Genomic DNA, 25,112 nt, shown 5'->3' on the forward strand with positions numbered 1-25,112 from the left:
CTTTTCAAATTCTTTTTTTAACATCTGAAAAACACTTTTTGTTGATTTTACATAAACTTGGCGTTCCTATATCATTACGACAGATCGTTGTCTCATATGTCACATTGAATGCTTCATTTGCTTGGGCTCTTGACAACAACTATAATACGTATAGATAAAAACAATAAACTTCAGGTGTTGTTTGAAAGGTAGATGACGACTTTGGATATATTCACAACGTTTATCTTTATGATTGTGATAGGTGCAGTTATAGGGGCAGCAACAAACCATCTCGCAATTAAAATGCTCTTTCGTCCGTATAAGCCATATTATTTATTTGGGAAGCAGCTCCCATTTACACCGGGTCTTATTCCTAAAAGGAGAGATGAAGTAGCCAAGCAGGTTGGCGTCATGGTGATGGAGCATTTACTAACGCCAGAGGGTATTCAAAAACGATTTGAATCATCGGAGGCAAGGCAAGAGATATTGCAGACAGTGCACCGATATATTGATAAAGGTGCTGATATGGAAATGACGGTTTTCTCCATGTTAGAAAGATACGGTTTTTCACAGGCTGACGTTAAAGCTGACGCATGGCTTCATCAGTGGACTGATCATAAGCTCCACTCACTGCTTGAAAAGTATGATCAGCAAACGTTGTCTGAGCTGCTGCCACAGGATGTAGAAAATAAGCTTGCATCCAAAATTCCAGATGCCGCAGATTATATTTTAAAGAGAGGCATTCATTATTTTGAAAGTGATGAGGGAAAAGCAAGACTCGGTCATATGATAGATGATTTCTTAAAAGAACGAGGAATGCTTGGCAGTATGGTCCAAATGTTTTTAGGGAATTCAAGCTTAATTGATCGCGTACATCCTGAAATGATGAAGTTCTTAAAGAATGCAGAGACAAAAAGGTTTTTATCAGATTTACTTGTTCAAGAATGGGACAAGGTAAAGCAATTTTCTTTACATGAGCTTGATAAAAAATGGAATGTGAAAGAGCTTCTATTTAGTGTGAAAAAGCAATTGCTTTCACATTTTTCTACAAAGGTGCTGTTAGATAGACCAGTAGGAGTTTACATCAGTGCAGTAGCGGATGATCTTAAGACCAAATTTGCTCCGTCTCTCATTGATAAAGGGATTGAAGCCGCATCTAATGCGCTTGAGGGACTGCTCGCAAAGCTCCAATTTGAAGAAATTATTCGTGAACAAATTGAACTTTTCCCGCTTGAAAAAATGGAAGAGCTTGTGATCAGCATATCTAATAAGGAGCTGAAGATGATCACATTTTTAGGCGGTCTTTTAGGTGGATTGATCGGTGCTGTCCAAGCGATTTTTGTCACCTTATTCTAAGGCAAGATCGAGAAATTTCGATGAATTTATTGTATATATGTGAAACGAAAGCCATAGTTTGTTATAGTGGAGTGGTGTCCGCCGATCCATATCGGTGATAACGGATAGAAAGGAGACATAACATGTCTGTAAATCTTTATGATGTTGCATATGACCTTGAAAAAGCACTGCGTCATAGCGAAGAATATTCAGCGTTAAGAAATCTTTATGATGAGGTAAATGGGGATGAGTCCTCTAAAAGAATGTTTGAGAACTTCCGTGACATTCAAGTAAACCTTCAGCAAAAACAAATGACTGGGCAAGAGATTACACAAGAAGAAGTAGAGCAAGCGCAAAAAACGGTTGCACTTGTGCAGCAGCACGATAAAATCTCTCAGTTGATGGAAGCAGAACAACGCGTAAGTGTTCTCATCGGTGAATTAAATAAAATTATCATGAAGCCTCTTGAAGAGCTTTATGGAAATGCAGAAGAAAATTAATTGAAAGGGCGATCATATTCGCCCTTTTTTTCATTCATATCGCCACTTGTATATCTTTAAAAAAAGGGTTGTCGAAGCTCGTAAATTCTGCGATAATACTTATTGAAAGTGCTTTCAAAAAGCGCTATCGTGATGAATTGGGTGCGTTCCACTTTGGATTTACGGCGATGAGCCAAATGAGAGAGAAGCGCTTCTGGGAGAAAAGCAAAGCATAAGGGGATATGATATAAGCAATGCTTTGGTGTGTGAAAGATGAGGGGATCATGGGGAGCTTCATCACGCCATTGTTACGCATCCAAACCATACATAAAAAAAAAGCCTAGGGGTAGGCTTTTTTTATTTGCGATTAGACATAAAACAAGGGCTGCTTCAACTGCATGTTCTAAAGCGATAAGCTAGGGCATATCCTCATCGTAAGTACAGTCATCAAGAAGGGGGATGCCTCAGTGTCAAAAAAGCTACTTGCACTCAATATAGATGGAACGTTACTTCGTTCCAATGGGAAAATCCATTCCGCTACAAAAGAAGCTGTGGAATATGTTAAGAAAAAAGGGGTTTACGTGACGATTGTCACCAACCGTCATTTTCGATCCGCGCAAAAAATTGCCAAGGCGTTGAAAATACCGACTTCAACTCTTGTGACGCATAGTGGTGCATTTATCGCTGATAAGCTTGATGAGCCGCTCCATGTGAAGAAATTAACGGAAGAGAAAACATTTAATCTTGTGCAGATCCTTGAAAGCTTTGATTGTAATGTTCGCTTGTTACATGAAAAATTCTCAATCGGCAATCGGAAAAAAACACAGTCTCAATTGATGGGAAAAACGTTGATTCATCCGTCTGATCCCATTTTCTATCCCGTTCAATTTGTTGAATCATTAAGTGATATGCTCATGGATGAACCGGTTAGCACACCTGTCATTGAAGTGTATTCGACGGCAGCACTTCAGCCTGAAATCCACACAACCATTCAACAAGCATTCCCATCTGTTGATCTGATTAAGATCAGTGATGAGAAAATGAACATTGTATGCAAAGGGGTATCGAAAGAGGCAGGACTTTCTCTTTTAACCTCAGCATTAGGTTTTACATTAGAAGATACGGTCGTGATCGGTCACGGGACAGACGACATCCCGATGCTTGAGTTAGCTGGCTTAGGCGTTGCGATGGGGAATGCACCTCATTCGGTCAAACGTAAAGCCGATTGGGTGACACGTTCTCATGATGAACAGGGTGTTGCTTATATGATCAAAGAATACTTTAGAATGCAGCAAAGGGAAGGTTTTTTACATCAATTTGATATTAAACGATAATATAATGAAGGCCCTGTCTATTAAGAAATGGCAGGGCCTTCGTCTGTTCTCTTCATTGCTTTTCCTAGATGAATTTTGTAAAATGAAACAAGTTTGAAGATAAAGGTGATACGATGCGAATTTTAGTTAAAGGGCTGTCTGATGAACGATTTCATCGACCGCTTGTCAATATAGCCAATTTATTTGAAGAAGATAGTGAAGTGCTGTTTGATTCCGGTGAAGCAAACGATGGCCTAGTGATGGTGTTTGATTGGAAAGAAAATGGCGGTATGGTGGAGGCTTCTGGCCATATTGCTGGATCAGATATGACGAGTCGTTTTACAAGAGAGATGCCAGAGAGCTTGAATGAAAAAGAGCGCTGGAAGCAAATCAAAAACACTGTGTTGTCTGTTTATTTACATCTGCTTCAGGAATATACAGGAATGACGCAAAAATGGGGGATTCTTACGGGGATACGCCCTACGAAATTACTTCATAAGATGCTAAGAGAAGGCATGACAAAGGAAGAAGCACATGCAGCGTTAAAGCGCGATTACTTGATTCATGATGAAAAGATCCATTTGATGCAGGAGATTGTTGATCGTCAAATCAAAGCTATTCCAGATCTGTACGATCTACAGGAGGAAGTGAGTATTTATATCGGTATTCCTTTCTGTCCAACAAAATGTGCTTATTGCACGTTCCCTGCTTATGCCATTCAAGGACAAGCTGGAAGAGTGGGAACGTTTCTTTTTGGGCTGCATTATGAGATGCAAAAAATGGGCGAATGGTTAAAGGAACATGGGATTAAAGTGACGACTGTTTATTTTGGCGGAGGTACTCCAACGAGTATTACAGCAGAAGAAATGGATTTGCTGTATGAGGAGATGTATCGCTCTTTTCCAGATGTGAAACATATTCGGGAAGTCACTGTAGAAGCGGGACGACCTGATACGATTTCACCTGATAAGCTGGAAGTGCTCAACCGTTATCATATTGACCGGATTAGTATCAATCCGCAATCATATGAGAATGAAACATTGAAAGCGATTGGCCGGCACCATAGTGTGGAAGAAACGATTGAAAAGTATCATTTATCAAGGCAGTATGGCATGAATAATATTAACATGGACTTAATCATCGGGCTGCCAGGAGAAGGGCTAAAGGAATTCCAACATTCCTTGTACAAGACAGAAGAACTGAAGCCCGAATCTTTAACGGTGCATACACTTTCCTTTAAGAGAGCGTCTGAAATGACCCGCAATAAGGAAAAGTATCAAGTGGCAGACCGAGAAGAGATCACACGTATGATGGATGAAGCGGTTGCTTGGACAAAGGAACATGACTATCATCCGTACTATTTATACAGACAAAAAAACATTTTAGGGAATCTCGAAAATGTCGGGTATTCGTTAGATGGACAGGAAAGTTTGTATAATATTATCATCATGGAAGAGGTGCAGACGATCATTGGCATCGGATGCGGTGCTGCGAGTAAATTCATTGATCCGCGAACTGGAAAAATTACGCAATATGCCAATCCAAAAGATCCAAAGTCTTATAATGATCGTTATGAGCACTATACGGAAGAGAAGATTCAATTCCTTGAGTCATTATTTGTTTCTCACATGTAAACACTGCGGTGACGCAGTGTTTTTTTCATTTGTAAAAGGGTATATAGGGGGTAAAAAGATAAAGCAGGTGTACATATGATGGATGTGATCGGAATTGGGATTGGGCCAGCAAATTTAGGATTGGCCGCTTTATTAGAGGAGTATGAAGATGTGACATGCTGTTTTTTTGAACAGGAAACCGAATTTGCTTGGCATCCTGGTATGCTCATCAAAGGAACAGACTTACAAGTTTCCTTTCTAGCGGACCTTGTGACAATGGCTAATCCAAGGAGCAAGTATACATTTTTAAATTATTTACATGAATCAAACAGGCTTCACCGCTTTTATACATTTGAACAATTTGATATCCCCCGGAGAGAATTCAATGAGTATTTATCATGGGTTGCAGGTGAATTAGATAGCTGTCAGTTCGGGATGAAGGTGGAAGAAGTGACCGACTGTGAAGACGGGTATCTTGTAAAAGTTCGGCGGTTGAAAGATGGGGCGCTTTCTGAATATCGTGCAAAACATGTCGTTCTTGGAACGGGAAGCAAGCCGATGATTCCTGTCGATGTGCCAGAAGCTGCGTTGCCGCATGTGACCCATAGCAGCCGTTATGTGGATCAACAAAAAGAACTTCATGAAGCTGAAACGGTGGCGGTGATTGGTTCAGGTCAGAGTGCAGCTGAAATTTTCTTAGACCTGCTTCAGCATCAGAAGAAAGGACAGCAGCTTTCATGGTTTACACGTTCAAGTGAATTTAGAGAACTAGAGACAGCGGAGCTTGGTCAGGAGCTATTTACACCTAAGTATGTTGAATATTTTCATTCCCTTCCTTATGAAGAACGGATGAACACATTGCCTAGACTGGCAGGATTAAGGAATGGCATAGATGCATCGACGCTTTCTCACATTTATCAGGAATTGTACCATCGCTCCGTTTCAGGAGAAGAGCCATCTGTACTCATTCAGCCAATGACGGAGCTTGAAGCGATACATATGGAGGATGAGCAGCAGGTAGAGCTGCATTTGAAACAATGGCAGCTCAAGAAAGAAAAGAAAATCACAGCCGATCATGTGGTATTGGCTACAGGATATACGCCTAATATTCCGGAATGGTTTAGCGCATATGAACCATTGATTGAATGGGAGAGCGATAAGCATTTTAAAGTGACAGACGACTTCAGGCTTGTGTTTAAAGACAAACGGTCTCATCATTTCTTTACATTCACGAACCTCGATCACTCTCATGGAACAGCGGCGACCAATTTAAAACTATCGATCTACCGCAATCAGAAAGTCATCCGAACCATTCGCGGGGATACGAAAGAACAAGTGAAGCAAGAAACAGCATTTCAGCAATTTGAATAGATATAAAAAAGGGCCCCTGCACAGGGCCCTTTTCAATTAAATGGTTGTTTCTCTTTTTACTTTTGGTTTTTCAGTTTTCCATTTGAAGATTTTGTTTAGGATTTGATAGATACGCTTTGATTCTTTCGTCACTAGCGGTCCTAAAATCGCAAGGATTAATACATATAATGCAGCAAATGGCTTCAATGTAGCGGCAAGCCCGCCTGCAATCCCAAGTTCGGCTACAATGATGGAAAACTCTCCTCTTGATACGATGGTTAATCCAATATTAGAAGAGGCTTTATGAGAGAAACCGGCTCTTCTTCCAGCAAACATCCCGGCGGTGAAGTTCCCGATCAAGGTGAGAATGACAGCACCGATCGCAAGCCAGAAGGCATCTCCTAATGTAAATGGATCAATACTTAGTCCAAAGCTGAAGAAGAACATGGCGCCAAAGAAATCTCTAAAAGGAACAACGAGATGTTCAATGCGGTCTGAGTGCTCTGTTTCTGAAAACACAAGACCGAGTAAGAGAGCGCCAATGGCCTCTGCGACATGAATCGTCTCTGAAAAACCAGCCACGAAGAACAAAGCGGCAAAAATGACAATGATAAATACTTCATTTGAACGGATATCGAATAGTTTGTTTAATAGTTTTGGCAGCTTACGCGCGATGATAAAGAAAATCATCATGTAACCAAAAGCGATTAAAATAGATAATAAGGCACCGCCAACGGATGTGGCATCTCCAAGGACAAGACCTGATACGACAGATAAATAAACGGCGAGAAAAATATCCTCAAACATAATAATCCCAAGAATTAACTCTGTTTCAGGGTTCGCTGTCCGTTTTAAATCGACAAGGACTTTGGCGACAATGGCGCTGGATGAAATGGTGATAACGCCTGCCATAATGAGAACTTCGAGGAATCCAAAGCCTGTGATAAACCCATAAAGCAATCCTAAGCTAAAGTTGATCAAAATATAAATAGATCCGCCGACTGCAATGGATTTACCCGATTTTATGAGTTTGCCGACAGAGAACTCAAGCCCCAGGTAGAATAGAAGGAACAGGACACCCATTCTACCAAAAAACGAAATAATCTCGGTGCTCTCGATAAACTTCAAATCAATGATCCCGATGGTTGGTGCATGCGGACCAACAACCATCCCGAGGACAATGAGAAAAGGAATGATAGAAAATTTAATTTTATTGGCGATTAAGCTGGCAATGGCGATGAGAATAAGCGCCGTTCCAACTTCAAAGACTAAATGATCCATTCATCACTCTCCCCCTCTAGAAAGAAAATCACGTATCAATCGCTTCAAGTGTTTTCTTTCGCCTGAAATGATCATCGTATCATTTGCTTGAATAATCGAATCGGCACCGGGGTTGAGTAATTTTTCATTTGTATGTTTAATGATCGCAATGACGGTGACTTCATAATTTTGTCTCACATCTAAATCGCCGAGTGTATGTCCAACCGCTTTTGCGTCTTTTTCTACCTTAAACCATTCAATGATCAAATCATTGAACGCCATTTCAATCGTTTCAAGTGCTTGCGGCTTATACACCATACCGCCAATAATGGCCGCAATTTGTCGGGCTTCAGCATCATCGAGAGAAATGGTGGACAGTACTTCATCTGGATCTTCATCGTCGAAACGATAAATCTCCCGTCTGCCATCATCATGAATCACAATCGTCATCTTTTCTCTATTTCTCGTTTCAATTTCAAATTTCTTTCCAATCCCAGGAAGATCATTTTCTTTAATGTTCATTTTATCCCTCCGAATATGATAGGTTTTGTTTTTCATATAGTGAGTACGGATGAAATAAAATGAATCAGTCGAGGTAATTTGATTGGTACATAATGGGGATCGCACACTTCATTTCTAAAAAACATAAATCAATAGATAACGCTGTGGTTAAAGCAATCTTTACAAGAAAAGCTTTTGAAGCGCCCATTGATAACCTCTGTTTTAACAGAAGAGATGCGGCATGTTTTTTTGAAAACGGAGGTGTCTTCACAGCATTGATTTCTTCATCATAAATCGATGGAGAAATCAGGCTGAGTGTGCTCGCTTCTGCTTGTGAAGCAAAAACGACATTTGAAAAGGGAGAAAACATGACGATGCAGCTAATCAATATACATATGGAACTTCTTATCAATCATTCTCCCCCTTTCATATGATGTTTTATTTCTTATTTTACTATATAAAAATATATTTCTCGTTTCAACAATTATGCTTATTTTAGTATCAGTTGATCTTGAAATTTTTTGTGTAGAGGAAAAGGAATTGTTTGATGGAAATTGAAGTAAGTGATGAGCTTGAAAAGAAAGAGGGGGAATGGATGATGACATATATCAATTGTCAGGTAGACGGGGATATTTTTGAAATCGTTTTCAATAGGCCTGAAGCGTATAATTCGTTTCATGTTGACATGTTTGCTGAATTGAAGGAAGCGTGTGATAGAGCGAGTGAGAGCAGTGCGAAAATTGTTGTACTCAAGGGGATGGGCAAAGGGTTTTCAGCAGGCGGAGATATTGGCATGATGCTAAAGCAAGATCGTGAAGAAGATTTTCATCGCGTGATGGATTTGATCGAAGGAATTACACTTTCTTTAGCCAGTATGAAAAAAGTGACGATTGCACTTGTCCACGGGGCAGCGGCTGGTCTTGCTTTTAGCTTTGCCCTTAGCTGTGACTATTTGTTTATGCATCAAGATGCTAAACTTGCCATGAACTTTAATGGAATCGGGTTAATCCCAGATGGCGGAGGGCATTTTTTCCTCACCAAAAGAGTTAGTGAACAAACCGCTAAACAATTGATTTGGAGCGGGCAAAAGCTGCCGGCTGAAGAAGCGCTCAAGCTTCGCCTTGCAGACGGCGTGTTTCAAGATGAGGTAGATACTTATCAGAAAGCGTGCGTCAAGCCATTTTTAAATATGCCACTTCAAGCCTTTGTTGAAACAAAGATGATTTATTTTCAGCAGTCAGAATCACAGCTGTTAGCCGTTCTTCAAAAAGAGCGTGCTGCACAAGCTAGACTGAGACAAAGCCGTGATCATCAGGAGGGTGTTCAAGCGTTTTTGGAAAAAAGACGTCCTGTGTTTCATTAAATAGAAGAATGAATGGCCGGCGGATGCCGGCTTTTTTAACGTTCAAATAAAAGAAGTTTACCTGCATCATTGACGAGCCGGTGAGAATGCTTTGTGTATTGTTGTTCGATTAAACGATGACGTCCTAATTCTTTTGCTTTTTCATCACTATCTGTGGTGATTTTTTCGTTTAATAAGGTTTCACCTGACGAATCAAATACAGTCAAATAGTAGGTTTTCTCCATCTCTGATCTTCCCTTTCTTCTTGTTTTTTAATGAATTATACAAGGAGGAAGTTAAAACCTCTTTTTTTACCCCTAAAAATGTGTTTTTTAGAATAAGAGCGATAGAACGTGCATTCGTAAAAACGGCGTGATAAAATATGGACAACTACAGTAACGTACAAGGAGATAGACGTTTGACGAAGCTCACTTTTATTCATGCCGCAGATCTTCATTTAGATAGTCCGTTTGCGGGAATGTCCAATATACCGAACCGAATTTTTAAGAGGTTGAAAGAAAGTACATTTCAAAGTGCCAAGAACATGTTTGAACTTGCAATTGATCGAGAAGTAGACTTTATGCTGCTTAGCGGAGATCTATTTGACGAATCGAATCGCAGCCTAAAAGCACAGCTTTTTTTAAGAAATCAGTTTCTTCAGCTACAATCACACGGGATTGAAGTGTTTGTTATTTATGGTAATCATGATCATTTAGGTGGTGAATGGACACCAATTGAGTGGCCAGAGAATGTTCACGTTTTTTTGAGCAGTACGCCAAGTGAGCAAGCCTTTTATAGAGATGGTCAGCTTGTGGCAAGTATTTACGGGTTCAGCTACAAAGAGCGAGCTGTCCATGAAAATATGACACCTTATTATGAAAAAACAACAGATGCCCCCTATCATATTGCCATGCTTCACGGCACATTAGCAGGTCAAGAAGGGCATGATGCGTATGCACCATTTCAGCTTCAGCAGCTTCTAGCGCGGGATTTTGATTATTGGGCGCTTGGACATATTCATAAGCGGACTCTTCTGCATGAAGACCCAATGGTGATCTATCCTGGAAACGTGCAAGGAAGACATATAAAAGAAACAGGAGAGAAAGGCTGTTATGTCGTTTACCTATCTGAAGATGCTCAAAGAGCGGAGTTTATGAGCTGTTCAGATGTCATCTTTGAGACATTGACAATAGATATCACACATACCGCTCATATGACCGATCTTGTGACACTTGTGGACAAAAAGATGAGTGGACTGAAAGAGAGAGGTGTTCCTTATTTTGTGAAAATCGTACTAACTGGCGATGCTCCTGCTTATATGGAGCTCACGCAGCTTGAAGTGCTTGAGGAGCTGATGGCTGTTCTTCATGAACAGGAGGAAGATGAAGACTTGTTCGTTTGGGTGATGTCGATTGACTGCCGGACACATGAAGATGCCGTCTATCCAGAAGATTCTTTTTTGACAGAACTAACAGCAGAAATTGCCGAGTTTGATGCGTATGATGAGCTGCTTTCACCGATCAAGCGTCATCCAACCTATAGAAAGGCAGGAAGAGCTTTTACAAAAGAGGACGAGATCGATATTAAAGAAGAGGCACAAAGGCTGCTGGCAGAACAGCTGAAGCATTTATGAGAAAAGGAGAGGCATGATGAAAATACGTTCACTCCATATTGCGAATTTCGGGAAATTTTCCAATCAAACCTTCCACTTTTCTGATGACGGTTTTCAGTTAGTTTATGGCCTGAATGAATCGGGGAAAACGACATTGAAGGCGTTTATTGAATCGATATTATTTGGTTTTTCCAAAAGCCATATGTATAAGCCAAAGCATGGCTCATTTTATGGCGGGTCTCTTACATGTTTAGATGAGGAATTAGGTGTGATTCATATTGAAAGAACATCTGATCATGGCGGACAAGCTCAGGTGTTGCTGCCAAATGGTGAAGTGAAAGATGAAGCGTTTCTACATGCGATGTTAAAGGGAACGGATCGCAGATTATACCAATCGATCTATTCTTTTGACGTGTTTGGTCTGCAAAATGTACAAGCATTAAATCAAGATCAAATAGGGGAATTTCTACTCTTTTCAAGTTTGTTTGGCTCAGATGCGGCATCCAAAATGGACAGCAGGTTACTAAAACAGCAGGAGCAGCTTTTTAAACCGAATGGACGTAAGCCTGAATTAAATCAGCAGCTTGATCATGTAAAAGAGCTGTCAGGTAAGTTAAAACAGGCCAAATTGGTAGAAAGTCGTTATACCGCAAAGAAAAAAGAACAAGCTGAATTAACCGAAAAGGTAGAAATGCTTCAGCATGAAATGAGACAGACTGAAGAAGAGATTCAGCTTTTGACGGAACATATTCGACTTTATCCTATGATAGAAAACAAGATAGAGTTAAAAAAAGATTTGGCTAGTTATCCAGAACGAGTCAAACGGTTTAGACCGGAAACCGCGCATGAACTTGATAAATTAGAATCACACCTTCACCCAAAAAAGGCGCAAGTGACGGCACTGAAACAAAAATTAGATCATTTGCAAACGTCGCTCACGCAAGTTCAGCCACTCTATGACAAGGATACGGTATTGGAGATGAAGCGAGTCATAGCTGAATCATCTGATGCTGAACTTGTGAAGAAACGCTTAGCAGCAGGGAAAACAGAGCAGAATTCTTTGAAACAAAAAATAGAAGAAGCATCAGCGAAGCTGAAGTGGCATCGTCCAATCAAGCTTGACCAGCTGGATGATTCACTTGACTTTGAGTGGGAATTAAAAGAGGCTGTGAGCCAATACGTTCGTTTAATGGATAGGAAAACGCAGCTCGATGACCGGTTTGATCATGCAAGACATGAGCTGGAAGAAGCGGAAATCGCTCTAAAAGGATTAAAGGAGCAGCCCGTTAAACAGCAAGATGCAGAAGATGTCAGGGGCACAAGGGCTACAGTGAAACAGAATCATTCCAGAGTGTGGTTATTCCCGCTGATGTTCGTGCTATGTGCTGTCATTCTCACGGTCTTATTCGTTTTAGCAGAGAGCTGGGTGACGTTACTGTTTGCAGGATTTTCCGTATTTATCTTGATCGCTATTTATCCAGTGCTTAAACAGACTCAGATGAAGGAAGCAAACGACAGTAAGGCCTATCATTCCTTTCAAGTTCAAACAGCTTCAGCTGAAACGCTAGTGAAGCAAAAGGAGCTTTTATACGAAAGAATGATACAGCAATATGAAGACTGGGAGCGGGAACTGGAACCTGTACAGCAACAAGTAGAAGATATGAGAAGGCAGCTGGGTTTGTCCTCAGAGCTCTCATTCCTTGTGGAAGCTTTCCATATCTTGAAACAATTAAAAGCGAATACAGCGGCATATGAGGCGCTTAACAAGGAAATAGAGATGCTCACACAGCAACAATCGACCTACGAGCAAAGAGTTTCAGCGCTCATGAGTCTCCTTCAAAGAAAAGAAGGGACCATTCAAGAGAATATCTCAGCCTTTCAAGAGATATTGAAAGATGAGGAAAAAAGAGAAAAAGAACGTCAGACATTGCACGTATCCATTCAACATGTAGAGCAGCAGCTGACAACATTAGAAGGAGAAGTTCAATATTATAAAAAACAAACGGACGAGCTTTTTCAAAAAGTAGAAGCAGCGTCAAAAGAAGATTATCATGTCCTGTCTCATCTATCCAAAGAATACCGGGAGCGACTGTACAATTTGCAGCAGCTGAACCAAGAGCTGCACAGAAGCGGTTATGTAGATGAGGAAGAGGTCATTGTCCGTAAAGGTTTGCGCACCCTTGAGGAGCAGTGTGCACAAGCAAAAAGACGTCTGAATGACATGCAAGAGAATGTGACGAATATGAAAAAGCGCTTGGCAGAATTAGCAGTAGAAATACGCCAAATAGAAGCATCAGGTACGGTGTCTGATTTGACTCATCAGCTTGCTGTAGAGCAGGAGCATGCAAAGCACCTAGCGAAAAAATGGGCGGCTATTCAGCTCGTTCGTTCCGTCATTCGAGAGAAACTCAATGAGCATAAAGAAACGAGGCTACCAGCACTCCTCCAAACAGCTTCCCGATTTATTCAGCCGTTAACGAATGATCGATATGAAGTGATTTTATTTTCTGCCGAAGATGACCGGCTGATTGTGAAACGGAGGGATGGACGCCTATTCCGCCCGGAGGAGCTTTCACAAGCAACATGTGAGCAGATTTATCTCTCGATTCGTTTTGCACTTGCTTTGTCCCACCAGCAAGATTGTCAGCTCCCATTTATGATGGATGACAGTTTCGTTCACTTTGATCATGTCCGTCTAGAAAGGGTACTGGAGCTGATGAATGAACTCACTCGTTTTGAAACACAGCTGTTTTATTTCACTTGTCATCATTATATGAAACAAGCAGCGGAAAACGGGCAGATTACGAGTTTAGCAGTGGAATGATTGACAAATTATGACTTATGTTATACTTATATGAGCAGAAACATGGAAGGAGCATTTATTGAATGGCTAAAGGGATCATGACCTATGACGTCGGCGAACAAGTTGACCTGCATTTATTAATTAAATCATCTACTAAAGGGATTGCGAGTAATGGCAAACCATTTTTAACGTTAATTCTTCAAGATCAAAGTGGAGATATAGAGGCGAAGCTATGGGATGCAAAGCAGAATGATGAACTCACATATGCCGCACAAACCATTGTGAAGGTAGTAGGTGATATTCATCATTATCGCGGAAGGAATCAGCTGAAGCTTAGGAATATACGTCCTGTTGCTGAAAACGAGCAAATCCGCATTGATGATTTTCTAGAAACAGCTCCTATTCCAAAGCACGATATGATGGATACCATCATGCAATATATTTTTGATATGAAAAACCCTAATATTCAGCGTGTCACAAGACATTTGCTGAAGAAATATGGACAGGAATTCGCTGATTACCCAGCAGCTACGAAAAACCATCACGAGTTTGTTTCGGGTCTTGCCTATCACGTGGTATCGATGCTTCATTTAGCGAAATCCATTGTTGATCTATACCCATCACTAGATCGAGATCTTTTATATTCAGGGATCATTCTACATGATTTAGGGAAAGTCAAAGAGCTTTCGGGTCCTGTCTCCACCACATATACAGTAGAAGGGAACTTAATTGGCCACATTTCTATTATGGTGACAGAAATTGCGAAAGCCGCAGAGGAGCTTGGCATTGATTCTGAGGAAATTCTGATTCTGCAGCATTTAGTGCTGAGTCATCATGGAAAAGGGGAGTGGGGCAGTCCTAAACCACCAATGGTGAAGGAAGCCGAAATTCTCCACTATATAGATAATTTAGATGCAAAAATGAACATGATGGATCGTGCGCTTGAGCATGTGAAGCCAGGAGAATATACAGAGCGTATTTTTGCACTAGAGAATCGTTCGTTTTATAAACCAACCTTTCACAATGAATCATCATGATAAAACGCCCGTTTGATGCGGGCGTTTTTTTTCATAACTTGTCTTCTTTTCGCATAAGCATGTAACACAAAGGAAGAGAGATTAGTCCTGAAAAAGGAGGGGAAGACAATGTTATTTTTTCCATGGTGGGTATATGCATGTATCATTGGTATTATTTTTTGTGCCTATAAATTAATGACGACAGCCAAAGAGGAGCAAGAGATTGATCAATCCTTTATTGAAAAAGAGGGAGAAATCTTTATCGAACGAATGGAGCAGGAGAGAGAGCGTAGACGTCAAGGACAGCAAATGAAACGATCACAGGAAACGGCGAAGCATGAGGACCATTCGATTGCATAATCAATAAGAATAAAAAAACCCCTCTACAAGTTCATGTAGAGGGGTTTTTCGTTCATTATTGGTTTGTTGTTTGTTGTGTGGTTTGCTCAGATTTTTCTTTGAATGTATTTTCAAGTTCTTTATCTTTTACTTTCACATCAGCATCTTTCACCAATTTGTTTAAGATCGTCTGAATTTCATTGTTATCTGCTTGTTTTTGATCAAGCAGTTCTTTTTTCAAGTCTGCTTTCATGTCATCGTATTTACCGCGTTCTTCGGTCTTTTTAATGATATGGTAACCAAATTGAGATTTTACTGGTTTGCTGATTTCATTTACTTTTAGTTTGAAGGCAGCTTTACTGAAGTTCTCATCCATTTGGCCATCTTTTGCGAACCAGCCTACATCGCCGCCTTGTGCTGCTGAAGCAGTGTCAGTTGAATATTCAGATACAAGGTCATCCCATTTTTCGCCTTTATCTAATTTCTTTTCTACTTCATCTGCTGTTTTCTTGTCAGCAACTAAAATGTGGCTTGCACGGATTTTCCCTTTTAGGTCATCATAATACGCTTTTACTTCTTTGTCAGTGATTTTGATGTTAGCTTTGGCAGCCTTTTGAGTCAGCAGCTCATATTTTACTTGATCTTTGATGTAATCTTTTCCGAATTCATCTTGAAGTTGTTTTAAACGATCTTCACCAAGTGTCTTTTTATATTCTTCCAATTTCTTATCAATTTCTTTATCTGATACTTTGTATTTGTCAGCAAGAACCTTTTGTTGAACAAGTAGGTTTAAAGCATCTCCACCTGCTTGTTTTTTAAGTGTTGTGTAAAGCTCTTCTTTTGTGACATCTCCTGATTTTGTTGTTGCGATCACTTCTTTGTCACCGCTACTGCATGCGCCAAGAGTTAAAACACTTACTGCTGTTACAGCTGCTAAAGCCATTTTTTTCATTCAAAAAACACTCCTAATCTTTCCAATTTATTTATCATTGCTTGTATCATAACATATTGTGACATGCTGTAAAAAGAAATGCAAATGGGAGGGCATTCGTCTAGTCAAATTTTTGCGACCAACATACACATATATTGATCACAAAAAGGAGGCTGAATTATATGGGAGCAGGATATTCTAATGGGTTTGCTTTATTGGTCGTGCTATTCATTTTGCTGATCATCGTTGGTGCAGCATATCTTTATTAATTAAATCGCTGTTACAGAAAGGAGCCGTCCTGCCATGCGTGCGGGCGGTTCTTTTTTAAAACGATGACAAGTGCCTAAACGTTTTAAAATTTTCTGCATACACTGAGCTTAGAACAGAGGAAGAACTGGCAGGAGGTGTTTTCACATGGGAGGAGAAGTCTTTGCTGGCGGTTTTGCACTAGTCGTCGTATTATTCATCTTATTGATCATTATCGGTGCATCTTGGATTTGCTAATAGATCATCATACACAAAAAGCTGCCATCAAACAGGCAGCTTTTGCTTTGATCTTAAATAGATATGGTAATTTCAACAAATGATGAGATCAGTAAGATCAGTATCGATACATTGATAAAGCGAAACACCTTATCTTGCCGTTCTTCAGGAATCTCTCTGACAAGGCATAATGTATTAGTAAGCCTGTTTATTGAATACACAATAAACGCGGCAAAGACGATGAAGTAAAATAAAACTATCGGAGATCCCCCCTCTCTATGCTATTTCCATACTACATTACCAAATTTTTTATGAAAAAGATAGAAGTTGGCTTTAAAAACCTCATGATGAGGAAGTTGGGTCAACTAAAATATCAAACTCGTCTTGGGCTTGATCAATGATGCATGATTTTGGCGCTTTTAGCAGTTTCCAAGCAAATAAAAAGTCAGGCAAACAATAGCCTGCATGAATACTTGCGATCATAATAAAATAGTGTGCGTACATTGGAAATGCCATTCCTAAAACAAAGTAAACAGGTGAGATGACACAAAACGGGCTGAGCAGTGAGAAAAGCATCACTCTCTTAGGCACGCGCTGCCAGCAATTTCGTTTAAATAACGTCATTTTTTTCTTATGTTTCATGACTGGGATCAAGTGAACCACGCGGTGGACAAGCAATGTCGCAAGTAAAAGCACGACAAAAAGTGGTGCATTGTGACTGCTGAGTCTCGTTTCAGGATGAGTCAGTTGAAAACATAAAAATGCCATAATGAAAAAAAATACAGTAAGACATATGGCTGAAATCATCATTCTCGTATAACCATAATCCTTTTCAAGATTAATGGTCTTCCAACAATTCATTTTTCATCCTTCCAATCTCAAAAAAACTAATTGAATATCTCAAGATAATTTACTCTTCCTGAGGATAAAAATCAATGGTTTTCATGAAAAAAAATAAATTGTTACATTCATATGGAATAAAGAGAGGAAACTTTGGGTTTTTCAAGAAAAAAAGACATAAGAGGGAGGTTCGTCTCTTTCGTCAATGAGTAATTTCGGCTAAAATAGAGTGACTAAGAGAAAGAGGGAACGTACATGAGTATTGAGGAACGAATGAGCCAGCTCGAATATTATATGGAACTGTTACTGACGGCGACAGATATGAGCCGTTATCCATATTATGCGCTATTGATCCGGCAGCGTGTATCGAAAGAAGAGGCAAAGGACATTGAGCGTATTTGTGCTGAGCTCTCAGATGAAATGGACAAGCAAAAAGCACAAGGCTACGTCATGTTCGACGATCTCCTTGCGCTGTTTGCGGGACAGTTAATTGAAAAGCTGGATGTTCATGAGACGATTTTTGCTTTGCATGATCAAGGGCTGTTTCAGCCGTTAATGAATGAATTTATAAAGATCATTAAACAATTTGATTTGCTTTAGCCGCTTTTTCCTCCGCTGAGTCTTCAAGTTCTTCAGGCTTTTTCGTGACTTTCCCACGTTCATTCAAAAAGTCCTTCTCAATGTTTGAAAACGATTTCTCAAAAATCTCCATGAAGTCCTCACCATAAATGTTTCGGATAATACACATCATTTCTAAAATTTCAGGGAACTTTCCGTAAATGTCATGAAGCGGCTGTGCGCCTTTGACAATACCAGTTCGGGCCGGGTCGTAATCTTCGAGTAGTTTATGGAATGTCTCTTCGCCTTTTGGCGTTAGTTCAATATACGTATTGCGTTTATCGTTTAACTTTTTAGAAAATTTTAAAAATCCTCTTTCCTCTAATTTTTTAGAGAAGTTAAACGCCGTTGATACATGCATGACGCCAAACTTTGCAATTTCTGATATTGAAGCTCCTTTTAATTGATACGCAATCCACAAAATATGATGTTCATTGATATTTAGGTTATACGGTTTGATCCACTGCTGCCAGTCCTTTTCAATGGATTTCCAAAGAGCTTTGCTCAATTGGGCCATTCTTTGACTGAATAAAAGTGCTTCTTTTACATCGAAAGGCTGTTCCGAATGATTCATCCATTTCACCTACTTCTCTTTTTCTTGTAATTCTATTATGCCAATAAAATAAAGATTAATAAAGCTGAAAATTCAAGAATTTTTAAAAGTCATGAAAAACATTGACAAAATAACCTTTTTTCAACAAAAAAAGTGCGGGATACGCACCCCGCACACTTTTGTAAACGAATATTTTTTTGTGAGTATATTAGTTTTGTAAGGTTTTCTCCAGTTGTTTGAGCTTTTCCTCAATTTCCTGAATTTCCTTTTGTAAGTCCTGCTGATGAGGTTTGATTTCCTCGCGCCATTGCTGTATCGATGTTTGTAATTCAGTTCCGACCTCTTTAATGACTTCAGCACTTTCTTTTGCGGTTTCAACAATCTGCTCTTTTAAAGCTTGTCCATCTCTTTTTAATCTTGTCAGCGTATCTTCGAATTTGTCATAGCCGTCTTTCATCTTTCCGCGTACATCTCTGCCAGAAGAGGGAGTCGTCAGGAGCACTGCCGCACCTCCGAGGAGACCGCCTACAAATAATCCTGTTAATAAAGAACGTCCACTAGCCATTCCAATCACCTCTAGTCAAATTTTACACATTCGCATGTTCTCTCTGAGCTGACGATCAGCTTCATTGAACTTCCATACATAGCTTGCTTTATTTTAGCATACTTTTGAAGAAAAGGGAGGGGAGAAGGTTGTCTGTCTTTCTGTTCGTTTTTACGTGTATGTGTGTGATTTTCGCAGGTGGTTCTATTCATTATGTAAGGCAGCTTGGGTATGCAGGGTCTTATCCGCCAAAACATGTATTAAGACAAAAAGCAATTGTGTGTGCAGCAGGTGCAGGGATTTCGCTCTCCATTTTGCTGCTTACCCTTTTTCTTTTATAGAAGCATGAAAAAAACCTCTTCATCTAATGAAGAGGTTCCAGCATGTAGACAAACCCTCGCATTCGTTGTCAGTCCTGCGTGCAGGTGCTCACGAATGTCAAATTCGCTCCGCGCCAGTACTCGTCCTTCCTAGACTTCAAGGGCTTTCAATCATGCTGAAAAGAAGACAAAGGGCTAAAATAAAGAATTATTTTAGCCCTTTGTCAACAATATGAAAAAAACCTCTTCATCTAATGAAGAGGTTCAGTTATTCGTTAAGCGACTTCAATCATTCTTGCGCGCTTTAATATGGACTGAGCAATCGGGAAGACAAATACCATAGCTATCGTATTGATCACAGTTGCTGGCAAGACAACACCTACAAGAAGTGCTGGTAACGCAGCCGGCAGTCCAGTAATCAGTAAAGCGGCAGATAGGAAAATCACGCCTGATACGACGGTCCCAACAGCGGTGAGTACAGCGGTCAGAACGACTTTGTTCTTGATCTTCTGGCAAGATAAGAAAAGGGCTAAGAAGATAAAGGCTGTCACCGGTTTATCAATCATATTTGGAATTTGTCCGCCTGGAAAACCTGTTGTCAAAGCGGAAATGACCCCAGTAACTAGGGCGATCACAACGACATGCTGTACCTTCGGAAAAAGGATGATGCTTAAAAACATCATGACCAGCATCATATCAGGTTTCATTCCGAAAAAGATGGGCGGGAAAATCGTATGCAAAACAGCTCCCATTGCTGCAAGCAATGACATAATCACTAATTCTTTTGTTTTCATTTCTATGCTCTCCTCTGCTAAGCTCTTAGAACTCTCCAATAATATGGCTGATCATTTATTGCAAGAGTCATGACTTTATATTTCTCGTTATTATAACAAATTTATTTCACGATAGAAAAGCCTTTTTACTCATTTTCTTGCTGGAACTTTTTCATAAAGTCCGCAAGCTTTTGGCAGTCTTCTATAGAGACGGCGTTGTAAATCGAGGCTCTGCATCCGCCAACAGAACGGTGGCCGGCGAGTCCAACCATTTGTTCTTGTTTTGCTTTCTCCACAAAGGATGCAGTGAGTGCATCATCACGCAGGGTAAACGTGACATTCATATGCGAACGGCTGTCAGCACGTGCATGCCCTTTGTAAAAACCGCCGCTTTGATCAATCGTATCATACAGAAGCGCTGCTTTTTGTTCATTGCGTTTTTCTGCTGCTTCTACGCCGCCCGCCTGTTTCACATGTTCCAGGACAAGAGACAGCATATAAATCGCAAAAGTCGGTGGTGTGTGATAAAGAGAATTGGCTTTGGCATGTGTTGAATATTTTAAAATTTTAGGTGTGCCGCTTTTTTCTTTCTCTAATAAACGTTTGCGCGCGATCACAATCGTGATACCAGAAGGCCCTAGATTTTTTTGTGCCCCGGCATAAATGAAATCAAATGAAGACACGTCTATTTTTTTGCTGAGAATATCACTGGACATATCGGCAATAAGCGGGAGTGACGTGTTCGGGAACGTTTTCCACTGAGTACCGAAAATGGTATTGTTCGATGTGATGTGCAAGTAAGCACCGTCATTTAAAACGGAAGCATCTACATCTGGAATATACGAATAGTTGTCGTCTTCACTTGAGGCAAACACTGATGTTTCACCAAACCCTTTTGCTTCTGACAAGGCTTTCTCTGACCAAGCACCTGTTTGGATGAAATGAGCCGTTTCGCCTTCATGTAAGAAGTTCATCGGAATCATTGCAAATTGAAGACTTGCCCCGCCTTGTAAAAAGAGGACCTCATAATCTTCTGGAATGTCCATCAATTCTACCAAGAGTGCTTTCGCTTTATTGTGGACTTCTTCATACTCACTACTGCGATGAGAAAGTTCCATCACAGACATTCCGGTTTGTTTAAAATCAACAAGTTCTTCCTGTGCTTTTTGAAGCACTTCTAGCGGCAGCGCCGCCGGACCAGCATTAAAATTCGTCGTTCGCTTCATCACAATCTCTCCCTATTTCTCGCGTTAATGGATCAAAAGATAAAACCATCCTATCACAAATTTGAAGCATTTGGACAAAAAATTTGAATCGTCCTAAATATCTTACGATTCACAGGATAAGCACAGAAAAGAGGTGAAAAAAAGAAAAACCTCATCCATTAAGATGAGGTAAGGCGCGTATGAATGGCAGAAGAAATGTCTTTTAAATCCTCTGATGTATATTGATCTTGGTGAGATTTCCATACGGCACCAAAGCCGTCGCCTTTGCCATAACGCGGAATAATGTGCATATGGTAATGGAACACAGATTGTCCGGCTTTTTCACCGTTGTTGTTCAGAAGGTTTAAACCAATTGGTTCAAATTCTTGCTTAATCGCTCTAGCAATTTTCGGAATCGCTTGGAAGTAATGATTAGACACTTCTGGTGTCATGTCATAAATGTTTTCTTTATGTATTTTCGGGATTACAAGGGTATGTCCTTTTGTTACTTGGCTGATATCAAGAAAAGCCAATACATGCTCGTCTTCATATACTTTTGCACATGGAATGTCTCCATCAATGATCTTGCAAAAAATGCAGTCGCTCACGCCATGTCACTCCTCATTATTTTTCCTTTATCGTATCACAAAAAGAAGCAAAAAAGAAAACAGGACAAGCGAACTCCTTTGGTCGCTCATCCTGCTCCTGCAGAAGAAATGCTGATGCTTTCATTTGATATGCCTTTTGAATTCTCTATTTACTGAAATAAAGAATTCATATGCCTGCTATTTCTGCCGTAAACACCTCATTTGACGTTTTGGTTCGTCGTATACATATTTGTATAGGACACAAAAATCAAGAATCAGTGAAGCAAAACAGAAGCTAAGGTTTTTAGATGAAAAACCAATTTGTCATGCGGTTATTGCCTTTAACAAACACCTCATTTACGTATTGGTCATCAAGTTCATTTCTTCTACATACATTATGATGACCAGTATGCCGATGTTTTATTCATGAGTTGTCTATAGGTAAACATTTCAAATTGTCTTTCGTTTTTGGTACTATAAAGGAAAAAAGAAAGAAAGGAACGAACTGATGTCCCTTCTAACTGTAAAAGATGTAACGGGTGGATATACAAAGAATCCCGTTCTGAAAAATATTTCATTTGAATTAGAAAGAAACCAAATCGTTGGTCTCATTGGCTTAAACGGGGCGGGAAAAAGTACAACCATTCGTCATATTATTGGATTAATGAAACCTCATAAAGGGGTCATTGAGCTAAACGGACGAACCCTTCAAGAAGATCAAGAGGCGTATCGTTCACAATTTACGTTTATTCCAGAGACACCTGTCTTATATGAAGAATTAACGTTAAAAGAGCATTTAGAGCTGACAGCGATGGCTTACGGCCTTTCAAAAGAACAATTAGAAGAACGTCTGCCGTCTTTACTGAAGGAATTCCGAATGGAGAAGCGATTGAAATGGTTCCCTGCTCATTTTTCTAAAGGGATGAAGCAGAAGGTGATGATTATGTGTGCGTTTCTTGTGGAGCCAGAGTTGTATATTATCGATGAGCCGTTTTTAGGGCTTGATCCGCTTGCGATCAACGCACTATTAGAACGTATGAATGCGGCGAAACAAAATGGCGCAAGTGTTCTGATGTCAACGCATATTTTAGCCACAGCGGAACGTTATTGTGATTCCTTTATTATTTTGCATGAAGGGGAAATTAGAGCGAAAGGAACACTGACAGAATTAAGAGAGCAGTTCAACATGAGAGATGCGACACTCGATGATCTTTATTTGGAATTAACAAAGGAAGAAAGCTATGAGTAAAACAACGCAAACCATTTGGAAATCACGATTAGAAGAACACGTACAAGAAACAAGAAAATATTTAAAATATATGTTCAACGATCATCTTGTGATTGTGCTCATTTTTTTCCTTGCAGGCGGGGCGAGCTGGTACAGTAATTGGCTGAAGCATATTCCAGCTCACTTCCCATCCTATTGGGTCATGGCAGTTGTTTTCTCATTGGTACTGACTAGTTCTTACGTGCGAACGTTGATCAAAGAGGCAGATCTTGTGTTTATGCTTCCTTTGGAAGCTAAGATGGACCCTTATTTAAAACAAGCGTTTAACTTTAGCTTCATTTCTCAGTTATTTCCTTTGATTGCCGTGTCCATTATTGCACTTCCGCTATATTCGGCTGTCTCCTCAGGCGATCTGATGCTATATGTGCTCATTTTGGCGCAAATGATCTTAATAAAAGGTCTGAATACAGCGATTCAATGGAGAATCACTTATTTTCAAGGGAAACATGTCAGATGGATTGATGCAGTGATTCGTTTTCTGCTCAATACAATGTTAATGTATACCGTTTTACAAGCAGTTTATGCCATTGCCATTGTTTTTTATCTTTTATATGCTGTCTATCTCATTTATCTAACAAATGCAGTAAAAAAACAGCCCTTTCAATGGGAATTGCATATTTCTGATGAGCTAAAACGAAAACAGCGTTTTTACCGCTTGGCAAACTTATTTACGGATGTCCCTCATTTAAAGAAACAAGTGAAAAGAAGGGCGTATATGGACTGGGTCTTGCAGTTTGTCCCTTATGAACAGCGTAAAGCTTTTTCTTATATGTATGTGAGGGCGTTTTTACGTTCAAATGACTATTTTGGTCTTGTGTTTAGGTTAACGGCCGTGTTTGTGCTCATCCTCTTGTATACAGGTGCAGCAGGCTGGGTGGGGGCATTACTTGTCTTGTTTACAGTCTTTATCACAGGTGTACAGCTTGTCCCGTTAACAAAGCACTTTGCTCATCTGTCGTTACAGGCACTTTATCCTGTGTCTCAGCAAGAAAAAGATCGAAGCTTTTTTGTTCTCGTACGAAATGTACTCATCATCCAGTCAATTTTACTGAGCTCCGCCGTTTTCCCAGCAGGTGGATGGAAGGGAAGCGGACTTGCTCTTCTCATTTCATTGGTATTTGTGCTTGTCCTATTCAAGCCTTACGTACAAAGTAGATTAAAAAAGATGAGATAAGCGTTTTTTACAGCGTGTGTATGATGTCACCAAGGAGGGAACTGGGATGAATGCAGCTGAACGGGAACTGTATGAAGAGGCCATTTTTTTTCAAATGCGTTTTTTAAGAAAACCATCCAAGATCGAGCGGTTTTCAAAAGGCGTTCAGCAGCAAGTGAATCGCCGAATCCCTGCTCGATTTCATCAAGTCATCACAAGTGCGGTGAAAACAATGGTTGAATCCACCGTATCAGGAAGCCATTTTACTTCATTTACAGTCATTGATGAACAATTGTCTATTGTAGAGCGAAATGAGCTGGCAAAGGAAAAGGTGACATATTATCAAAAGGCCGCTGCGATTGAAGGAATTGGCACAGGTGCGGGTGGATTGTTTCTCGGAATGGCGGATTTCCCTCTCCTTTTGAGTATTAAAATGAAATGTCTTTATGAGCTTGCCTGTATATATGGATTTGATTTGTCTCAAAAAGAGGAAAGGCTCTTTTTGCTTTGTATTTTTCAACTCGCCTTTTCAAGCAGTACACACCGTCAAAAAATGATGAAACTCATTGAAGAATGGGAAACAACCCGGGAAGAAATGGATTGGTATAGCTTTCAGCAGGAATATCGAGATTATATTGACCTTGTGAAGCTGTTTCAATTAATGCCTGTGGTCGGTGCCGCTGTTGGCGGGGTGGCAAATCATCAGCTGACAGGACAGCTTGGTGAAGTCGCACGCCATGTGTTTCACTTGAGAGTGTTGAAAGAATCGAAATAGAAAAGCCGCTGCCCAGCAGCGGCTTCAGCTTGTAGACAAAGTCTACAAGCTTTTTTGTATAATAAGGGTAATAACACAATTCTGTGGGGGATGAACATGT

General features: G+C 40.1%; 29 protein-coding genes. 17 read left to right on the plus strand and 12 right to left on the minus strand.

The genetic code is table 11. From position 1 onward, the window contains the following. Positions 1–201: 201 nt before the first annotated feature. The 5 genes from ES896_RS18305 to ES896_RS18325 all read left to right on the plus strand — a co-directional run bounded on the left by ES896_RS18305 (position 202) and on the right by ES896_RS18325 (position 6,090). Positions 202–1,335: a DUF445 domain-containing protein gene (locus tag ES896_RS18305; protein WP_017360325.1), complete on the plus strand. Its 1,134-nt coding sequence runs from the start codon at positions 202–204 to the stop codon at positions 1,333–1,335. 122 nt (positions 1,336–1,457) lie between these two features. Then, entirely contained in the window at positions 1,458–1,814 is a 357-nt protein-coding gene (locus tag ES896_RS18310; RefSeq protein ID WP_007497132.1) for a YlbF/YmcA family competence regulator, read from the plus strand. 446 nt (positions 1,815–2,260) lie between these two features. Further along, entirely contained in the window at positions 2,261–3,127 is an 867-nt protein-coding gene (locus tag ES896_RS18315) for a Cof-type HAD-IIB family hydrolase (RefSeq protein ID WP_008348923.1), read from the plus strand. Positions 3,128–3,240: 113 nt separating this feature from the next. Next, entirely contained in the window at positions 3,241–4,740 is a 1,500-nt protein-coding gene (locus ES896_RS18320) for a coproporphyrinogen III oxidase (RefSeq protein ID WP_081114748.1), read from the plus strand. 75 nt (positions 4,741–4,815) lie between these two features. Beyond that, on the plus strand, positions 4,816–6,090 hold the full coding sequence (locus ES896_RS18325; protein WP_098681045.1) for a lysine N(6)-hydroxylase/L-ornithine N(5)-oxygenase family protein: 1,275 nt from the start codon (positions 4,816–4,818) through the stop codon (positions 6,088–6,090). Positions 6,091–6,126: 36 nt separating this feature from the next. Here the strand turns inward: ES896_RS18325 and ES896_RS18330 are convergent, their stop codons facing one another. The 3 genes from ES896_RS18330 to ES896_RS18340 all read right to left on the minus strand — a co-directional run bounded on the left by ES896_RS18330 (position 6,127) and on the right by ES896_RS18340 (position 8,242). After that, positions 6,127–7,350 carry a cation:proton antiporter gene (locus tag ES896_RS18330; RefSeq protein ID WP_048001733.1) on the minus strand — a complete coding sequence of 408 codons (1,224 nt, stop codon included), beginning with the start codon at positions 7,348–7,350 and terminating at the stop codon, positions 6,127–6,129. A 3-nt stretch (positions 7,351–7,353) separates the two neighbouring features. After that, positions 7,354–7,851 (minus strand): cation:proton antiporter regulatory subunit, encoded by a 498-nt coding sequence (locus ES896_RS18335; protein WP_073415427.1) that lies wholly within the window; start codon positions 7,849–7,851, stop codon positions 7,354–7,356. 64 nt (positions 7,852–7,915) lie between these two features. Next, the gene (locus ES896_RS18340; RefSeq protein WP_234799397.1) at positions 7,916–8,242 is read right to left on the minus strand and encodes a potassium:proton antiporter; all 327 of its coding nucleotides are present in this window, start codon (positions 8,240–8,242) and stop codon (positions 7,916–7,918) included. A 135-nt stretch (positions 8,243–8,377) separates the two neighbouring features. Here ES896_RS18340 and ES896_RS18345 point away from each other — a divergent pair, with 135 nt between their 5' ends. Continuing rightward, the gene (locus tag ES896_RS18345) at positions 8,378–9,193 is read left to right on the plus strand and encodes an enoyl-CoA hydratase (protein WP_081827003.1); all 816 of its coding nucleotides are present in this window, start codon (positions 8,378–8,380) and stop codon (positions 9,191–9,193) included. A gap of 35 nt (positions 9,194–9,228) precedes the next feature. Here ES896_RS18345 and ES896_RS18350 read toward each other — a convergent pair whose 3' ends face one another. Then, positions 9,229–9,417 carry a YhzD family protein gene (locus ES896_RS18350; RefSeq protein WP_024719988.1) on the minus strand — a complete coding sequence of 63 codons (189 nt, stop codon included), beginning with the start codon at positions 9,415–9,417 and terminating at the stop codon, positions 9,229–9,231. A 173-nt stretch (positions 9,418–9,590) separates the two neighbouring features. Here ES896_RS18350 and ES896_RS18355 point away from each other — a divergent pair, with 173 nt between their 5' ends. From ES896_RS18355 to ES896_RS18370, 4 genes are all read left to right on the plus strand, one after another. Further along, positions 9,591–10,805, plus strand: coding sequence for a metallophosphoesterase family protein (locus ES896_RS18355; protein ID WP_135227146.1), 1,215 nt, complete (start codon positions 9,591–9,593; stop codon positions 10,803–10,805). Positions 10,806–10,821: 16 nt separating this feature from the next. After that, entirely contained in the window at positions 10,822–13,608 is a 2,787-nt protein-coding gene (locus ES896_RS18360; protein WP_135227147.1) for an ATP-binding protein, read from the plus strand. A 62-nt stretch (positions 13,609–13,670) separates the two neighbouring features. Beyond that, positions 13,671–14,624, plus strand: a complete 954-nt coding sequence (gene yhaM, locus ES896_RS18365) for a 3'-5' exoribonuclease YhaM (protein WP_007497151.1) — start codon at positions 13,671–13,673, stop codon at positions 14,622–14,624. A 108-nt stretch (positions 14,625–14,732) separates the two neighbouring features. Next, positions 14,733–14,963 (plus strand): sporulation YhaL family protein, encoded by a 231-nt coding sequence (locus ES896_RS18370; RefSeq protein WP_017360318.1) that lies wholly within the window; start codon positions 14,733–14,735, stop codon positions 14,961–14,963. 55 nt (positions 14,964–15,018) lie between these two features. Here the strand turns inward: ES896_RS18370 and ES896_RS18375 are convergent, their stop codons facing one another. Next, positions 15,019–15,894, minus strand: coding sequence for a peptidylprolyl isomerase (locus tag ES896_RS18375; RefSeq protein WP_007497153.1), 876 nt, complete (start codon positions 15,892–15,894; stop codon positions 15,019–15,021). A gap of 161 nt (positions 15,895–16,055) precedes the next feature. Here ES896_RS18375 and ES896_RS18380 point away from each other — a divergent pair, with 161 nt between their 5' ends. Both ES896_RS18380 and ES896_RS18385 read left to right on the plus strand, forming a co-directional pair. After that, a complete protein-coding gene (locus ES896_RS18380; RefSeq protein WP_008361129.1) occupies positions 16,056–16,142 on the plus strand; it encodes a YjcZ family sporulation protein in 87 nt (28 codons plus the stop codon). 145 nt (positions 16,143–16,287) lie between these two features. Beyond that, positions 16,288–16,377, plus strand: a complete 90-nt coding sequence (locus tag ES896_RS18385; protein ID WP_017360317.1) for a YjcZ family sporulation protein — start codon at positions 16,288–16,290, stop codon at positions 16,375–16,377. A gap of 53 nt (positions 16,378–16,430) precedes the next feature. Here the strand turns inward: ES896_RS18385 and ES896_RS20345 are convergent, their stop codons facing one another. Beyond that, entirely contained in the window at positions 16,431–16,616 is a 186-nt protein-coding gene (locus ES896_RS20345) for a hypothetical protein (protein ID WP_072368131.1), read from the minus strand. Positions 16,617–16,698: 82 nt separating this feature from the next. Beyond that, positions 16,699–17,217, minus strand: a complete 519-nt coding sequence (locus ES896_RS18395; RefSeq protein WP_007497155.1) for a DUF3267 domain-containing protein — start codon at positions 17,215–17,217, stop codon at positions 16,699–16,701. A 234-nt stretch (positions 17,218–17,451) separates the two neighbouring features. Between ES896_RS18395 and ES896_RS18400 the strand changes: the two genes are divergently transcribed. Next, positions 17,452–17,796, plus strand: a complete 345-nt coding sequence (locus tag ES896_RS18400) for a YhaI family protein (protein WP_007497157.1) — start codon at positions 17,452–17,454, stop codon at positions 17,794–17,796. Here ES896_RS18400 and ES896_RS18405 read toward each other — a convergent pair. Further along, entirely contained in the window at positions 17,774–18,388 is a 615-nt protein-coding gene (locus tag ES896_RS18405) for an HTH-type transcriptional regulator Hpr (RefSeq protein WP_008348891.1), read from the minus strand. The genes ES896_RS18400 and ES896_RS18405 overlap by 23 nt on opposite strands. A gap of 187 nt (positions 18,389–18,575) precedes the next feature. After that, complete coding sequence (locus tag ES896_RS18410) at positions 18,576–18,932, minus strand: YtxH domain-containing protein (protein WP_007497160.1); 357 nt, start codon at positions 18,930–18,932, stop codon at positions 18,576–18,578. 128 nt (positions 18,933–19,060) lie between these two features. Here ES896_RS18410 and yhzF point away from each other — a divergent pair, with 128 nt between their 5' ends. Then, positions 19,061–19,252 (plus strand): membrane protein YhzF, encoded by a 192-nt coding sequence (gene yhzF / locus ES896_RS18415; RefSeq protein ID WP_008348888.1) that lies wholly within the window; start codon positions 19,061–19,063, stop codon positions 19,250–19,252. 254 nt (positions 19,253–19,506) lie between these two features. Here yhzF and ES896_RS18425 read toward each other — a convergent pair whose 3' ends face one another. From ES896_RS18425 to ES896_RS18435, 3 genes are all read right to left on the minus strand, one after another. Next, positions 19,507–20,025 carry a tryptophan transporter gene (locus ES896_RS18425; protein WP_008348886.1) on the minus strand — a complete coding sequence of 173 codons (519 nt, stop codon included), beginning with the start codon at positions 20,023–20,025 and terminating at the stop codon, positions 19,507–19,509. Positions 20,026–20,150: 125 nt separating this feature from the next. Beyond that, positions 20,151–21,230, minus strand: a complete 1,080-nt coding sequence (gene serC / locus ES896_RS18430) for a 3-phosphoserine/phosphohydroxythreonine transaminase (RefSeq protein WP_135227148.1) — start codon at positions 21,228–21,230, stop codon at positions 20,151–20,153. Positions 21,231–21,388: 158 nt separating this feature from the next. After that, positions 21,389–21,817 (minus strand): HIT family protein, encoded by a 429-nt coding sequence (locus ES896_RS18435; protein WP_008348883.1) that lies wholly within the window; start codon positions 21,815–21,817, stop codon positions 21,389–21,391. 487 nt (positions 21,818–22,304) lie between these two features. On the opposite strand from ES896_RS18435, the gene ES896_RS18440 reads away from it, so the two are divergent. The 3 genes from ES896_RS18440 to ES896_RS18450 are packed head-to-tail and all read left to right on the plus strand — an operon-like array spanning position 22,305 to position 25,012. Continuing rightward, complete coding sequence (locus ES896_RS18440; protein WP_008348877.1) at positions 22,305–23,045, plus strand: ABC transporter ATP-binding protein; 741 nt, start codon at positions 22,305–22,307, stop codon at positions 23,043–23,045. Beyond that, on the plus strand, positions 23,038–24,258 hold the full coding sequence (locus ES896_RS18445) for an ABC transporter permease (RefSeq protein ID WP_135227149.1): 1,221 nt from the start codon (positions 23,038–23,040) through the stop codon (positions 24,256–24,258). The genes ES896_RS18440 and ES896_RS18445 overlap by 8 nt, the downstream gene beginning before the upstream one ends. 46 nt (positions 24,259–24,304) lie before the next feature. Beyond that, positions 24,305–25,012 carry an EcsC family protein gene (locus tag ES896_RS18450; protein ID WP_017360311.1) on the plus strand — a complete coding sequence of 236 codons (708 nt, stop codon included), beginning with the start codon at positions 24,305–24,307 and terminating at the stop codon, positions 25,010–25,012. Positions 25,013–25,112 lie beyond the last annotated feature (100 nt).

It is taken from the genome of Bacillus sp. 005/A4HT-01/001, from assembly GCF_004634445.1.
GTDB classification, from domain to species: Bacteria; Bacillota; Bacilli; order Bacillales; family Bacillaceae; genus Bacillus; species Bacillus altitudinis.

Excerpts from the sequence above, each read along its gene's own strand:
- ES896_RS18325 (WP_098681045.1), top strand. The coding sequence starts at position 4,816 with ATGATGGATGTGATCGGAATTGGGATTGGGCCAGCAAATTTAGGATTG.
- ES896_RS18410 (WP_007497160.1), bottom strand. The coding sequence starts at position 18,932 with ATGGCTAGTGGACGTTCTTTATTAACAGGATTATTTGTAGGCGGTCTC.
- ES896_RS18405 (WP_008348891.1), bottom strand. The coding sequence starts at position 18,388 with ATGAATCATTCGGAACAGCCTTTCGATGTAAAAGAAGCACTTTTATTC.
- ES896_RS18320 (WP_081114748.1), top strand. The coding sequence starts at position 3,241 with ATGCGAATTTTAGTTAAAGGGCTGTCTGATGAACGATTTCATCGACCG.
- ES896_RS18335 (WP_073415427.1), bottom strand. The coding sequence starts at position 7,851 with ATGAACATTAAAGAAAATGATCTTCCTGGGATTGGAAAGAAATTTGAA.
- ES896_RS18360 (WP_135227147.1), top strand. The coding sequence starts at position 10,822 with ATGAAAATACGTTCACTCCATATTGCGAATTTCGGGAAATTTTCCAAT.
- serC (WP_135227148.1), bottom strand. The coding sequence starts at position 21,230 with ATGAAGCGAACGACGAATTTTAATGCTGGTCCGGCGGCGCTGCCGCTA.
- ES896_RS18330 (WP_048001733.1), bottom strand. The coding sequence starts at position 7,350 with ATGGATCATTTAGTCTTTGAAGTTGGAACGGCGCTTATTCTCATCGCC.
- ES896_RS18395 (WP_007497155.1), bottom strand. The coding sequence starts at position 17,217 with ATGAATTGTTGGAAGACCATTAATCTTGAAAAGGATTATGGTTATACG.
- ES896_RS18450 (WP_017360311.1), top strand. The coding sequence starts at position 24,305 with ATGAATGCAGCTGAACGGGAACTGTATGAAGAGGCCATTTTTTTTCAA.
- ES896_RS18400 (WP_007497157.1), top strand. The coding sequence starts at position 17,452 with ATGAGTATTGAGGAACGAATGAGCCAGCTCGAATATTATATGGAACTG.
- ES896_RS18310 (WP_007497132.1), top strand. The coding sequence starts at position 1,458 with ATGTCTGTAAATCTTTATGATGTTGCATATGACCTTGAAAAAGCACTG.
- yhaM (WP_007497151.1), top strand. The coding sequence starts at position 13,671 with ATGGCTAAAGGGATCATGACCTATGACGTCGGCGAACAAGTTGACCTG.
- ES896_RS18345 (WP_081827003.1), top strand. The coding sequence starts at position 8,378 with ATGGAAATTGAAGTAAGTGATGAGCTTGAAAAGAAAGAGGGGGAATGG.
- ES896_RS18350 (WP_024719988.1), bottom strand. The coding sequence starts at position 9,417 with ATGGAGAAAACCTACTATTTGACTGTATTTGATTCGTCAGGTGAAACC.
- ES896_RS18380 (WP_008361129.1), top strand. The coding sequence starts at position 16,056 with ATGGGAGCAGGATATTCTAATGGGTTTGCTTTATTGGTCGTGCTATTC.
- ES896_RS18440 (WP_008348877.1), top strand. The coding sequence starts at position 22,305 with ATGTCCCTTCTAACTGTAAAAGATGTAACGGGTGGATATACAAAGAAT.
- ES896_RS18385 (WP_017360317.1), top strand. The coding sequence starts at position 16,288 with ATGGGAGGAGAAGTCTTTGCTGGCGGTTTTGCACTAGTCGTCGTATTA.
- ES896_RS18370 (WP_017360318.1), top strand. The coding sequence starts at position 14,733 with ATGTTATTTTTTCCATGGTGGGTATATGCATGTATCATTGGTATTATT.
- ES896_RS18445 (WP_135227149.1), top strand. The coding sequence starts at position 23,038 with ATGAGTAAAACAACGCAAACCATTTGGAAATCACGATTAGAAGAACAC.
- ES896_RS18375 (WP_007497153.1), bottom strand. The coding sequence starts at position 15,894 with ATGAAAAAAATGGCTTTAGCAGCTGTAACAGCAGTAAGTGTTTTAACT.
- ES896_RS18425 (WP_008348886.1), bottom strand. The coding sequence starts at position 20,025 with ATGAAAACAAAAGAATTAGTGATTATGTCATTGCTTGCAGCAATGGGA.